The sequence below is a fragment of the Oceanimonas sp. AH20CE76 genome (assembly GCF_039654065.1).
Classification (GTDB): Bacteria; Pseudomonadota; Gammaproteobacteria; order Enterobacterales; family Aeromonadaceae; genus Oceanimonas; species Oceanimonas smirnovii.
The window spans coordinates 834086-846235 of record NZ_CP155481.1 but is presented as its reverse complement, the minus strand read 5'-3'; the positions used below and the strand labels follow the sequence as shown (position 1 = coordinate 846235).

The 12150-nt window shown below is 63.2% G+C and carries 12 protein-coding genes; 8 read left to right on the top strand and 4 right to left on the bottom strand.

Annotation, left to right across the window (positions count from 1 at the left end; translation table 11 throughout):
• Nucleotides 1–5: 5 nt before the first annotated feature.
• Complete coding sequence (locus tag N2M06_RS04090; protein WP_346351691.1) at nucleotides 6–1067, bottom strand: efflux RND transporter periplasmic adaptor subunit; 1062 nt, start codon at nucleotides 1065–1067, stop codon at nucleotides 6–8.
• 162 nt (nucleotides 1068–1229) lie between these two features.
• Here N2M06_RS04090 and N2M06_RS04085 point away from each other — a divergent pair, with 162 nt between their 5' ends.
• A complete protein-coding gene (locus N2M06_RS04085) occupies nucleotides 1230–1667 on the top strand; it encodes a hypothetical protein (protein ID WP_346351690.1) in 438 nt (145 codons plus the stop codon).
• 154 nt (nucleotides 1668–1821) lie between these two features.
• Here the strand turns inward: N2M06_RS04085 and N2M06_RS04080 are convergent, their stop codons facing one another.
• Together N2M06_RS04080 and zapE are read right to left on the bottom strand one after the other, a co-directional pair.
• On the bottom strand, nucleotides 1822–2844 hold the full coding sequence (locus tag N2M06_RS04080; protein WP_346351689.1) for a DUF5924 family protein: 1023 nt from the start codon (nucleotides 2842–2844) through the stop codon (nucleotides 1822–1824).
• Nucleotides 2845–2967: 123 nt separating this feature from the next.
• On the bottom strand, nucleotides 2968–4071 hold the full coding sequence (gene zapE, locus N2M06_RS04075; protein ID WP_346351688.1) for a cell division protein ZapE: 1104 nt from the start codon (nucleotides 4069–4071) through the stop codon (nucleotides 2968–2970).
• Nucleotides 4072–4242: 171 nt separating this feature from the next.
• Between zapE and N2M06_RS04070 the strand changes: the two genes are divergently transcribed.
• Nucleotides 4243–5973 (top strand): potassium/proton antiporter, encoded by a 1731-nt coding sequence (locus N2M06_RS04070; RefSeq protein WP_346351687.1) that lies wholly within the window; start codon nucleotides 4243–4245, stop codon nucleotides 5971–5973.
• Between the two features lie 10 nt (nucleotides 5974–5983).
• Here the strand turns inward: N2M06_RS04070 and N2M06_RS04065 are convergent, their stop codons facing one another.
• Complete coding sequence (locus N2M06_RS04065) at nucleotides 5984–6715, bottom strand: UTRA domain-containing protein (RefSeq protein WP_346351686.1); 732 nt, start codon at nucleotides 6713–6715, stop codon at nucleotides 5984–5986.
• Nucleotides 6716–6894: 179 nt separating this feature from the next.
• Here N2M06_RS04065 and N2M06_RS04060 point away from each other — a divergent pair, with 179 nt between their 5' ends.
• From N2M06_RS04060 to N2M06_RS04035, 6 genes are read left to right on the top strand one after another with little or no spacing between them, the layout of a single operon-like run.
• Complete coding sequence (locus N2M06_RS04060) at nucleotides 6895–7941, top strand: extracellular solute-binding protein (RefSeq protein WP_346351685.1); 1047 nt, start codon at nucleotides 6895–6897, stop codon at nucleotides 7939–7941.
• Nucleotides 7942–7943: 2 nt separating this feature from the next.
• Nucleotides 7944–8747: an alkaline phosphatase family protein gene (locus N2M06_RS04055; RefSeq protein WP_346351684.1), complete on the top strand. Its 804-nt coding sequence runs from the start codon at nucleotides 7944–7946 to the stop codon at nucleotides 8745–8747.
• On the top strand, nucleotides 8744–9655 hold the full coding sequence (locus N2M06_RS04050; protein WP_346351683.1) for an ABC transporter permease subunit: 912 nt from the start codon (nucleotides 8744–8746) through the stop codon (nucleotides 9653–9655). The genes N2M06_RS04055 and N2M06_RS04050 overlap by 4 nt, the downstream gene beginning before the upstream one ends.
• Complete coding sequence (locus N2M06_RS04045; protein ID WP_346351682.1) at nucleotides 9648–10430, top strand: ABC transporter permease; 783 nt, start codon at nucleotides 9648–9650, stop codon at nucleotides 10428–10430. Before N2M06_RS04050 ends, N2M06_RS04045 begins: the two co-directional genes overlap by 8 nt.
• Complete coding sequence (locus N2M06_RS04040) at nucleotides 10430–11446, top strand: ABC transporter ATP-binding protein (RefSeq protein ID WP_346351681.1); 1017 nt, start codon at nucleotides 10430–10432, stop codon at nucleotides 11444–11446. Before N2M06_RS04045 ends, N2M06_RS04040 begins: the two co-directional genes overlap by 1 nt.
• Nucleotides 11446–12111, top strand: a complete 666-nt coding sequence (locus tag N2M06_RS04035; RefSeq protein ID WP_346351680.1) for an HAD family hydrolase — start codon at nucleotides 11446–11448, stop codon at nucleotides 12109–12111. The genes N2M06_RS04040 and N2M06_RS04035 overlap by 1 nt, the downstream gene beginning before the upstream one ends.
• The last annotated feature ends 39 nt before the right edge of the window (nucleotides 12112–12150 follow it).

Genomic DNA, 12150 nt, shown 5'->3' with positions numbered 1-12150 from the left:
CTTGTTCAGGGAGTGGATGACATGGGGCGCACTTTCATGCCTTCCCGCAGCTGACTAACGCCGGCAGTCACGATGCGCTCACCGCTTTCAAGGCCGGTGCTTACCACCACGTTTTCGCCCTGAACAGGTCCCAGCGTGATCGGCTGGCGTTCTACTTGCTGGCTCTCGGAGTTAACCTTCCACACACTGGTATTACCGTCCGGGCCTGCTACTACCGCCTGCAAGGGAATGGTCACGATCGTTTCAGCTCCCTGCTCCATGGCATCAGGCATAATCTCTACCGACATGCCCGGCAGCAGAGTAAAACCGGGCTCACCACTGAGTGCCAGTACCGCCTCATAGCTTTGGGTTTGCGGGTCTGCCTCGGCAGAGAACGACTTCAGCTCCACCGGCAGTGGCTGGCCGGGTCTGTCGGCAAACACTGCCTGGCCTTTAAGCTGTTTGGGGGCGGTGCGCACTACCCGCTCGGGCACGCTGATCACAATTTCCAGACTTTGGGTGTCCTGCAGGCTGACCACCGTTTGCTTGGCCTGCACATTACTGAAGTTTTCCACCTGGCGACGGGTCACCACGCCGTCAAAAGGAGCCAGCAGGCGCGTGTCGTCCATGTCTTTTTTGGCAGCCAGGTAGCCCGCCCGGGCTACTTCCATGGCAGTACGCTTCTGATCCACTTCCGCCCGCGCCACGGCCTGGCTTTGCTGCCAGATGCGATTAACCCGGTTATAGTCAGTGCGGGCCTTGTTGTATTCCGCTTCAGCGGAATTCAGCCGTATCTGATAGTTTTCGCCGTCCAGCCGGGCCACCAGTTCGCCCTGCATAACTCTCTGCCCTTCCTGTACCGGCAGCTCCACAATGCGCCCGGGCACGTTAAAGGCCAGCTCCGCCCGCTGCACCGCCCGTACCCGGCCGGGAAAACGCAGGCTGCTGTCGCCGCTGCCGGCACCGACCTGCATGATTTGCGCCGGGCGCACGGTTTCTTCATCAGTGGCCGGCGGCGCTTTTTGTTCACAACCGGCCAGCAGTGCCGCTGCTCCCAGCAGGACGACCAAAGCGTGTTTCATTCCCATGGCATGATCACCCTTGTGTTATTTGAGTCTGGTTTGGCATTAATCGGGGTCGAAAAGATTGAGCTGTCAGTTAGTGTCGGCCAAAGCCGGCTTGCCAACAAGGTTGCTGTCGCCCAGAATGGGCCATCGTTTTTTCTTCTTTTTCATAAAGATATAAAAACCATGGCAATAGAAGACGATCACCTTACCACCCATTTCGGGCGCATCTGGCCGGCCCATGTGGAAGCGCTGACCGGCCTGCTGATCCAGCTGCGGCAGCAGTTTGACGGCGATCTCGACTTAATGCTGATCCTGGGCATTATCGGCACCCGCGCTCAGCCCGCGCGTCAGGCCAGTGCCATGACCTATGACCAGTTTATGGCCGGCGAACGGCCCACCCCGGCGGGACGGCCCATCAATATTCAGTCGGTGGCGGAGTGCAGCGGCATGGCCCGGGAGACGGTGCGCAGAAAGGTGAGCAAACTGGAACAAATGAGGCTGATCACCCGGGAAGCCAACGGCAATCTGCTGGTTACGCCAGAGGCCACCCGTGCACTGACGCCGGCGACCGAGGCCAGTCTGCGTTATATGGCGGAAATGCGACAGCATTTCGTGGCATGAGCAGAAAGCTCACCAGCGCGAAGCCGGTCGTGAGCACTGCCGCGGCCTCGTGGCCGAGCCCGGCGGCGACACCGATGGTGGCGGTCAGCCAGATCCCGCCGCTTGGCTCCGCGATGGTGTGTGTCTGATTTCGAGCCGTGACCGGCATGGCGGTTCACTGGGTGACGTCGAAGCGCAGCATGCCGATCATCTGCCCGGCTTCGGTCACGACCCGCACGCGCCAGCGGCCTTCGGGGTTGCCGGGGAAGTTGCGCTTGTGGGTCCAGGCGCGGTAGCCCGCTTCGCGCCCTCCGCTTATGTCCAGCGGAATGCGGTCGACGCGCCGGCCGTTGTGCTCCCAGACATGGTAGATGCGCTCCTTCAAACCGCGCGGTGCGTTAATCGCGGTAAAGGCATAAAGCCCGTTGTCGTGCAGTTCCCGGCTGGACAGCTGGCGCAGGCGGTTACCGGGTTTGCGCGAGGCATCGTCGATGCTCATGGTCACGGCGACATCGGTCAGCCACAACGTTGCCGGAGGGACCCAGATGCGACCCATCCAGCCTACCAGCCCGACACTAAGCGCGAGCAACGGGATGGCGATCAGGCTTTTCCAGTTCCATTCGGGAAAGAAGCTGAACAGGCTGGGCAAGGCCAGCAGCACGGCAATGATCAGCGAACAGAGGTAACTCTGCGGCGTGGACAGATGAAAGATGATCGGCAGCGCCGTCAGCAGGACCGCGAACAGCGTCAGCGCATGGAAAGCCAGATAGATCCAGCGGCGCGGCGCCAGCCATTGGTAATACAACGGATCGATCAGCGAGATCAGCGCGGCGATGCCCAGCAGCACCGTGAACGCCGACTGGCCGCTGTTCCAGGTGGTGGTGAAGAAGAAGAACGGGATGATGAAGAACAGGCTTTCCTGATGCACCATTTGCGTGACGTAACGCAGTAGTGGAGGCGGGACCTTCCAGCCGAACCGGAGTTCCACGCCGCGGCGCAGGCTGTTTTCCAGCATCAGCCAGAGCCAGCTGGCCAGCATCACCACCGCGATCACCTTCGCCAGCCCTGCATGGCGCTCCACCAGAACGAAGCTGGCAACGCCCGAGCAGAACCCGAACAGCGCGACGACGCCCGGATAGTGCAGGATCAGGCGCGAGGCCAGATTGAAAAGGCCGGCAAGGCGGGATTTCAGCAGCATCTCGGTTTCACGTTAAGCGGTGCCTTCTATGAGTATCAGTGCCGGCTGCGAACGCGGGCTGGTCGCCTGACGATCGTGACTCATGCGGCCCGTGCAACAGGCCTATCAACCGGCTATTGGCCATTATGTTTCAGCCCCAAACCGCGCCAGCTGCATTTCCTTCAGCCGGCTCAGGGTGCGGCGAAACGGAAACGCCAGCGCGCCATCGGTATAGAGTGCATCCATGGCCACGGCGGCATTGATATAAACCGGAATACCGCGGTCATAGCATTCATCCACCAGCGCAATAAAACGGCGCACGCCGTCGTCCTGCCGAGACAACGCCGGTAACACACGATCGCCGGCAGCCACCTGCGCGGTGCCGTCTTCCGTCCCCCGGGCAATGGGGTTTTGCCGGCTGTTGCAACTGAGCTGCGGCACTTCGCTCAGCAATATTTGCTCAAACTGATCGCACAGGGCGATAAAATCCTGGGCCGCCAGCGGCTGCTCGCACAAGTCAGCATAACGACACCAGAGCACCCCCTTGCTGCATCCCAGCACAGGAATGGAACAATTACCCAACATTAAAGGCTCAGTATTCTTCTTCGTGCCGGCCAGTTGTTCAAACACGGCGGCAAGAGCAGCAGGTTCGTTCACCCAGTAACGCTGCTGTTGCCGTCCCGGATGCAGGCGATGATCCTGCTCACCATGCACCGCTACTACCTGCATACATTCAGTCATGGCTGCCACCGCCGGCAAAAACTGCTCCCGATTAAAGCCGTCTTCATACAGACCTTCCGGCGGCTGGTTGGAGGTAGTGACCAGCACCAAGCCCTCGGCGAACAGCCCCTGCCAGAGGCGCCCCAGCAGCATGGCGTCGCCGATATCGCTCACGAACAGCTCGTCCAGGCACAGCACCCGGACCTCGGCGGCCAGCTCCGCCGCCAGCCGGGCCAGGGGATCCTCGGTGCCGGTGAGCTGGAACAGGCGGCGGTGCACCCAGCGCATAAAATGATGAAAATGCAGCCGCCGGGCCGGCACCGTCAGGCTCCGGAAAAACACATCCATCAGCCAGGTCTTGCCCCTGCCCACCGGCCCCCAGAGGTAAATGCCGCCGGCAGCCTCGCCCGCCTGCAGCTGGCGATGGCACAGCTCCAGCGCGGCAACGGCCCGGCGCTGGGCGGGGTCGTCACGAAAGCCCGCATTCAGGGCGTCAAGGTAGGCGGCATGGGGAGAAAGCGGGGTCATGGGCACTCGCAGGCGGCAATGAAGGGGGTCATTAGGCCATAGCCGGCCAGCCCGGACAAGCCACTTCCCCACCGTCCCGGCCGCCTTTTCCGGTGCACGGCCGGACGTGCTTGATATAATATAATGGTCTTACCTGCCCCAGTAATAACCATAACAACGGGATATGACACCATGTTCGCGATCGACCGATTGATACTGCTCGCCGCCATCCTGATCCTGTTTGGCATTCTGTCCAGCAAGCTGTCGGCCCGCCTCGGGCTGCCGGTGCTGGTCCTGTTCCTGCTGACCGGCATGCTGGCCGGGGAAAGCGGCATCGGCGGCATCGCCTTCGACAGCCCCCAGGCCGCCCATGCCCTGGGTACCCTGGCGCTGGCGATGATATTGTTTGACGGCGGCCTGCAAACGCCGGTGTCCTCCATCAAAATGGTGTGGCGCCCGGCCTCGCTGCTGGCTACCCTGGGCGTGCTGGTGACCGCCCTGGTCACCGGCGTGGCCGCCGCCTATATCCTCGATTTGCCCCTGCTCGAGGGCCTGCTGCTCGGCGCCATCGTCGGCTCCACCGACGCGGCGGCGGTCTTTTCCCTGCTGCGCAACGCCGGCATCCACATCAATAAACGGCTGAAGTCCACCCTGGAAATAGAAAGCGCTTCAAACGACCCCATGGCCATCTTCCTGACCGTGGGCCTGCTGGAAGTGCTGGTCAACGACATGCCCTTCGGGCTTGGCCTGCTGCAGTTGTTCGTGATGCAAATGGGCCTGGGCGCCGTGGTCGGCCTGCTGGTGGGCTGGGTGTCGGTACGGGTGATCAACCGCATCCAGCTGGTGGCCTCCGGCCTGTACCCGGTGATGGTCGCCAGCTGCGGCCTGCTGGCCTTCGGTATCGCCGCCAACCTTGGCGGCAGCGGCTTCCTGGCGGTCTTCCTGGCCGGCGTGGTGCTCGGCAACAGCCGCTTCGTGTTCCAGCGCGGCACCTTTTTGTTTCACGACGGCCTGGCCTGGCTCAGCCAGATCACCATGTTCGTGGTGCTCGGCCTGCTGGTCTATCCCGAATCCCTGCTGGAGGTTTGGTGGCAGGGGCTGCTGATTGCCGCCGTGCTGATCCTGGTGGCCCGTCCGCTGGCGGTGGTGCCCATGCTCCGTCTGTTCCGCTTCAGCCGCAACGAAATCGCCCTGGTGTCCTGGGTCGGCCTGCGCGGCTCCGTACCCATCATTCTGGCGATTTTCCCGCTGATGTTCGGCCTGCCCAACGCCGAGCTCATCTTCAACGTGGTGTTCTTCGTGGTGCTGATCTCCGCCACCCTGCAAGGCTCCACCCTGCCTCTGGTGGCCCGCCGGCTGGGCCTGACCGAGCCGCCGCCGGCAGCCCCCGCCGCCACCCTGGAGATCACCGCCGTCGGCGACATCGACGCCGACATTGTGGAATACACCCTGGGCGAGCACCCCCGCGCCGACGGCCGGCTCCTGTCCCAGATGGCGCTGCCCGACGATACCGTGGTGGCGATGATCACCCGCGGCACCACCGTTATTCCGCCGCGCGGCTCCACCCGCTTGCAGCAGGGCGATCACCTGTTCGTGGTGCTCAAGCCCGAAACCCGGCCTTTTGTGGACTGCGTCTTCGCCCAGGTGGCCGAGGCGCCACGCCTGGATTTGCCCGACACCGAACTCCGGCTCAAGGGCAGCACCCGGGTGGAGGACTTGCGCCATTCCTACGGCATCGACCTGGCGGTGGAGCCGCAACTGACCCTGGATCAGCTGTTGCGCCGGGAGCTGGCCGAGGATCTGAAGGACAGCGGCGGCCTGGTGCTGGACAACGTCTGCCTGCAGGTCAGGGGCATGATCGGCAACCGCGTCACTACCGTCGGCCTGCGCCCCCTGCCCCAGGCCGAGGACGCCCCGCTCTAGCGCCCGGCCCTTACTCCCTCCGGTGCTGGCTGTCGACGCGGATACGCACCGCGTCGTGGCGCCAGATCTCCCGGTCGCAATCGAGCAGCCGGCCGTGCTGGTCGTAATTGATGCGGGTCACCGCCAGCACCGGACTGCCCGGCGCCAGGTTGAGCACCCGGGCCGCTTCTCCCCGGGCCGCGGTGGGGCAGATATCGAAGCGGGAACGGCCGTACTCTAGCCCGTACTCGCGCCGGTACAGCTCGGTCAGGGACTGGCTCAGATCCTGGCGCTCTATGCCGGGAAACCATTCGGGCCGCAGAAAGTGCTCCACATAGAGCACGGCGCGGCCGTCGATGCGCCGCTCCCGGCACAAACGAAACAGCCGGCTCAGGGGTGCAATCTCCATTTCCGCCACCAGCTCGCAGGGCGCCGGCACCCAGCGGCTCGCCAGCACCCGGGTTTCGGCGCGGCGCGCCTGGGCCGCCACCAGAGCGTGGAAATGGGAGCGGCTGGCCGGGTTGTAGACCAGGCGCGGGCGCGACACAAACCAGCCGCGCCGTTCCTCCCGGTAAATCAGTCCCTCCGCCTCCAGTATCGACAACGACTCCTTGACGGTGATACGGGTCGTCTCGAACAGGGCCGCCAGTTCCCGTTCGGCGGGCAGCTTGATGCCCGGCGCCAGGGTTGCGCCGGCAATCTGGCGGCGCAGGGTGTCGGTGATGAGAGCAGTCTGGGTTTTGGGTTGCAACTCCACGGTCATGGCCTAGTCCAGTAACGAATCACGCCAGCCTGCCAGCGGGCCGTGACAGGCTAATGACAGGGATATCGTGCAAAACTTCATCAAAATGGCATTTAACTGCCACCAAAGTGTCGCCTTGGTGTCACATTCGCTGCCTAGCATGAGTTCCGAACCTGACCTAGTCCAGAGGATTGGAACTGATGAAACACCTGTTTAGCGCAAGTCTGCTTACCCTGGCCCTGGGCACCACCGCCCAGGCCGCCGATCTCAGCGAATTGGAAGCCAGGGCCCGGGCCGAAGGCCAGGTCAACAGCGTCGGCATGCCCGACAGCTGGGCCAACTGGAAGGACACCTGGCGGGATCTGGGTAGCCAGTACGGCCTGAAGCATCAGGACACCGACATGAGCTCGGCCCAGGAAATCGCCAAGTTCGCCGCCGAAAAAGAGGATGCCACCGCCGACATCGGTGACGTGGGTGCCGCCTTTGCCCCCATCGCCGTACAGCAGGGCGTCACTCAGCCCTACAAGCCGTCCACCTGGAGCGAGATCCCCGACTGGGCCAAGGATGCAGACGGCCACTGGATGCTGGGCTACACCGGCACCATCGCCTTTATCGTCAACAACGAGCTGGTGAAAAAAGTGCCCACCTCCTGGGCCGATCTGCGCGACGGCGACTACCAGGTCACAGTGGGGGATGTGGGCGTGGCCGCTCAGGCCAACAGCGCCATTCTGGCCGCCGCCTTTGCTCTTGGCGGTGACGAATCCGACCTGAGCCCGGCGCTGGATCTGTTCGCGGATCTGGCCCGCCAGGGCCGGCTGTCGCCGGTAGACACCAATATCGCCAACCTGGAAAAAGGCGAAATTGAAATGGCGGTGCTGTGGGACTTCAACGCCCTCAACTACCGGGATCAAATCGACCGGGAGCGCTTTACCGTGGTGATCCCCTCAGACGGCTCCCTGATCTCCGGCTATGCCACCATCATCAACAAGTACGCCAAGAACCCCAACGCCGCCAAGCTGGCACGGGAGTACATTCTGAGCGATGCCGGCCAAATCAACCTGGCCCGGGGCTATGCCCGTCCCATTCGCAGTAACGTGACCCTGCCCGACGACGTGCAGGCCAGGCTGCTACCCAACGAGATGTACGCCAATGCCCGCCCCATTGCCGACTTCGGCATCTGGGAGCAAAGCACCAAGCGCCTGCCCCGCCAGTGGCAGACCGAGGTGTTGGTGCACCAGCAGAGGTAAGCATGCACAAGGTCATACTGATCATCATTGACGGTCTGGCCCACGAGGTAGCCCGGCACAGCCTGGGCTACCTGCTGGCCATGACCGAAGCGGGGCGCGCCACCGGCTACAAGCTGCAATGCGAACTGCCGGCGCTGTCGCGCCCCTTGTACGAAACCATTCTCACCGGCACCCGGCCGGTGGATCACGGTGTAGTACACAACGGGGTGGTGCGTTTAAGCAACGAGACCAGCCTGTTTCACCTGGCTCAGGGTGCCGGCCTCACCACGGCGGCGGCGGCCTACCACTGGATGAGCGAGCTGTACAACCGCGCGCCCTACGATCCACTGCGGGATCGCTTTACCCAGGACCCACAGCTGCCCATTCAGCACGGCATTTTCTACCACCAGGACGACTACCCCGACAGCCACCTGCTGGTCGACGCCGAGTGGCTGCGCCAGAGCGCGGATCCGGATCTGCTGCTGATCCACCCGATGAACGTGGATCATGCCGGCCACCAGTTTGGCCTGGACTCCTCCCAGTACCGCAACAGCGCCCGTCGCTTCGATCTGCTGCTGGCCGATTATGTGCCGCGCTGGCTGCAGCAAGGCTATCAGCTGATGATCACCAGTGATCACGGCATGAACCGGGATCGCAGCCACAGCGGTGCCCTGCCGGAAGAGCGGGAAGTGCCGCTGTTTGTGCTGGGCTCGGCATTCAGTCACGACCGCCACGCCCACCCGCGCCAGACCGAGCTGTGCGGCACCCTGGCCAGCCTGCTCGGCCTGGATCACCACAAACCCCAGTGCCGGGAGCTGCTGATATGACCGATCTTGCCCTGAGCTCCGACCGGCCCTCACACACCGCGGCTCCCGTGCACACCGGCAGCGTTCCGGCCGCTCGCCCTTCGGCCTGGCGACGCCGGCTGCCGCTGCTGTTGCTGCTGCCCTTTGGCCTGGTGTTTACCCTGTTTCAGCTGGCGCCCATTGCCTGGGTGGCGATCAACGCCTTTCAGGCGGGCGGCGACTGGAGCCTGGTCCACTTTCGCGAGATCCTCGGTTCCCCCTGGTATCACCAGTCCTTTACCAACAGCCTGGATCTGGCGTTCTGGTCCAGCCTGGCGGGCCTGGCCATTGCCACTCTGGGAACGGCGGCACTGCGGCGGGTGCCGGGCCGGCTGCAAAACGCCGTGGTGGCCTTTACCACCATGGCCAGCAACTTTTCCGGCGTGCCCCTGGCCTTTGCCTTTATCGTGCTACTGGGCATGAACGGCGCCCTGACCCTGTTACTGCAGCAGCTGGGGCTGGCCGAGCAGTTCAATCTCTATTCCCGTGGCGGCCTGCTGGTGCTCTACACCTACTTTCAGGTGCCGCTGGCGGTGCTGTTGCTGTACCCGGCCTTTGACGCCGTGCGCGACGACTGGCGCGACGCCGCCGCTCTGCTGGGGGCCGGCCCGATACGCTACTGGCTGCGGGTGGTGCTGCCGGTGCTGAGTCCGGCCCTGCTCGGCACCTTTATCATACTGCTGGCCAATGCCCTCGGCGCCTACGCCAGCACCTATGCGCTGATGACCAGCAACTACAACCTGGTGACCATTCAAATTGCCGGCCTGGTGGCGGGAGACATCTTCCTCGAGCCCCAGCTGGCGGCGGCGCTGTCGCTGCTGCTGATGGCCCTGCTGGTGCTGGTCACCGCCGTTAACCAGTGGCTTGTTGCCTGGAGTCGTCATGTCTAAGCCCCCCCTGTCCGCCCGACTTACGGTGTGGACCCTGGTGGTCCTGCTGGCCGCCCCCATCGCCATTACCCTAGCCTATTCCCTGGCCGAGAGCTGGGGTGCCCACATTCTGCCGCAGGGGTTCAGCATCCAGTGGTATGCCAAACTGTGGACCGACCAGCGCTTTCTGGCCGCCTTTGGTCGCTCGCTGCTGGTGTGCCTGGCGGCGCTTACGCTCAGCCTGGTGCTGATTCTGCCGGCGCTGTTTGTGGTGTTTTACTACTTTCCCAAACTCAAAGGCCCGATGAACCTGCTGGTGTTGCTGCCCTTTGCGGTGCCACCTGTGGTGTCGTCGGTGGGCCTGCTGCAACTGTACGCCGGCGGCCCCCTGCCCCTGGTGGGCACGCCCTGGATCCTGGTGCTGTGCTACTTCACCCTGAGCCTGCCCTTTATGTACCGGGCCCTGGCCAACAACCTGGAGGCGGTTAACCTGCCCGACCTGATGGACGCCGCCCACCTGCTGGGTGCCGGCACCACCCGCGCCTTTTTGCGCGTGGTGCTGCCCAACCTGCGCAACGGCCTGCTCAGCGCCCTGTTTCTGGCGTTTTCCTTCCTGTTCGGGGAGTTTGTGTTTGCCAACCTGCTGGTGGGCACCCGCTTTGAAACCCTGCAGGTCTACCTGTACAGCCAGCGCACCACCAGCGGCCACTTCACCAGTGCCATGGTGATGTCCTATTTCCTGTTTATCGGCCTCGCCACCTGGGTGGCGCTGCGCCTGCAATCCCGGAGCACCTGATGTTTTATCTGGAAGTTGCCCATCTCGCCAAATCCTTTGGCGACACTCGCGTGTTCAGCGACATTCACTTCGATATTCGCCGGGGCGAGCTGGTGACCCTGCTCGGCCCCTCGGGCTGCGGCAAGTCGACCCTGCTGCGCAGCCTGGCCGGTCTGGTCAGCCCGGATCACGGCCATATTCGCGTGGCCGGTGAAGACATTACCCACCTCAAGCCCCAGAAGCGGGGCATCGGCATGGTGTTTCAGAGCTATGCCCTGTTTCCCAACCTGACGGTGGCCGGCAACATCGCCTTTGGCCTGAGTATGCAAAAGCTGAACAGGGCCGAGCTCAACCGCCGGGTGGCGGAAGCCGTGGAGCTGGTGGGTCTGGAAGGCCGGGAAAAGCACTACCCCGCCCAGCTTTCCGGCGGTCAGCGCCAGCGGGTGGCCCTGGCCCGGGCATTGGTGGTGCAGCCGCGCATTCTGCTGCTGGACGAGCCGCTGTCGGCGCTGGACGCCCCCATTCGCAAGCGGCTGCGCGAGCAGATCCGGCGCATTCAGCAACAGCTTGAACTGACCACAGTATTCGTGACCCACGATCAGGAAGAGGCCCTGACCATGTCGGATCGCGTCTTTGTAATGAACCAGGGCCGTATCGTGCAGGCCGACACCGCCGAGGGCGTTTACACCCGCCCCGCCAATGACTTTGTGGCGGGCTTTATGGGCAGCTACAACCTGCTCGACGCACAACAGGCCGCCGCCCTGTTCGGCATGCGCATTCGCGGCCGGCTGGCCATTCGCCCCGAGACCATTTACATTCACGAGCCGGGTCGCGATTATAGTATGCCGATGACAACGCCTTTACCCGCCCACGTGGAGCACCACCAGCTGCTGGGCAACGTGATCCGTTATCGCATGAGACTGGCCCACGCCACCCTGGAGGTGGATACGCTAAACCGGGGCCCGGCCTCATTACTGTCTGCCGGAAGCCGGGTCGAGCTGCTGCTCCCCAAAAATGAACTGAAAGAGGTTGCCTGATGAAGCTGGCCATATTTGATCTGGACGAAACCCTGATTGCCGGTGACTCTGCCACTTTGTGGCTGGAGTTTCTGGCCAAGCGTGGCCTGGTCAGCGACGCCCTGCTGGCCGAAGAGCAGCGGTTAATGGAAGACTATTACGCCGGCACCCTCGATATGAACGCCTACATGGCGCTGACCCTGGCACCGCTGGAAGGCCGTACTGCGGCAGAGATCAGCCGGCTGGCAGCAGAATTTATCACTCACCATATTGCCCCCATTGTCTACCCCGAGGCGCGGCAGCGGCTGGCGTGGCACAAGGCTCAGGGGCACCGCTGCCTGATCATTTCCGCCACCGGCGAGCACCTGGTCAGGCCCATCGCGCATTATCTGGGGGTGGAAGACGCCATTGGTGTACAGGTGGAAGTCGTGAACGGCCGCTACAGCGGCCGGCCGGAAGGTGTTTTCAGTTTTCAGCAGGGAAAGGTAGTGCGCCTGGGTCACTGGCTGCGGGAACACAATGTTGAGCCGGACTTTTGCTACGGCTACAGCGACTCCAGCAACGATTTACCGCTGCTGGAGTACGTAGATGAAGCCGCTGTAGTCAACGGTAACGAGGCGCTGAACGCCATCGCCGCCGAGCGAGGCTGGCAACAGCTGAGCTGGACGCTGAAAAAACAGCCGTAAGCGATCAGCTATAAGCATAAACAGACAACGCCGATATTG

Bases quoted from the DNA above. Each gene is read 5' to 3' on its own strand.
- N2M06_RS04090 (WP_346351691.1), bottom strand. From the start codon at position 1,067: ATGGGAATGAAACACGCTTTGGTCGTCCTGCTGGGAGCAGCGGCACTG.
- N2M06_RS04085 (WP_346351690.1), top strand. From the start codon at position 1,230: ATGGCAATAGAAGACGATCACCTTACCACCCATTTCGGGCGCATCTGG.
- N2M06_RS04080 (WP_346351689.1), bottom strand. From the start codon at position 2,844: ATGCTGCTGAAATCCCGCCTTGCCGGCCTTTTCAATCTGGCCTCGCGC.
- zapE (WP_346351688.1), bottom strand. From the start codon at position 4,071: ATGACCCCGCTTTCTCCCCATGCCGCCTACCTTGACGCCCTGAATGCG.
- N2M06_RS04070 (WP_346351687.1), top strand. From the start codon at position 4,243: ATGTTCGCGATCGACCGATTGATACTGCTCGCCGCCATCCTGATCCTG.
- N2M06_RS04065 (WP_346351686.1), bottom strand. From the start codon at position 6,715: ATGACCGTGGAGTTGCAACCCAAAACCCAGACTGCTCTCATCACCGAC.
- N2M06_RS04060 (WP_346351685.1), top strand. From the start codon at position 6,895: ATGAAACACCTGTTTAGCGCAAGTCTGCTTACCCTGGCCCTGGGCACC.
- N2M06_RS04055 (WP_346351684.1), top strand. From the start codon at position 7,944: ATGCACAAGGTCATACTGATCATCATTGACGGTCTGGCCCACGAGGTA.
- N2M06_RS04050 (WP_346351683.1), top strand. From the start codon at position 8,744: ATGACCGATCTTGCCCTGAGCTCCGACCGGCCCTCACACACCGCGGCT.
- N2M06_RS04045 (WP_346351682.1), top strand. From the start codon at position 9,648: ATGTCTAAGCCCCCCCTGTCCGCCCGACTTACGGTGTGGACCCTGGTG.
- N2M06_RS04040 (WP_346351681.1), top strand. From the start codon at position 10,430: ATGTTTTATCTGGAAGTTGCCCATCTCGCCAAATCCTTTGGCGACACT.
- N2M06_RS04035 (WP_346351680.1), top strand. From the start codon at position 11,446: ATGAAGCTGGCCATATTTGATCTGGACGAAACCCTGATTGCCGGTGAC.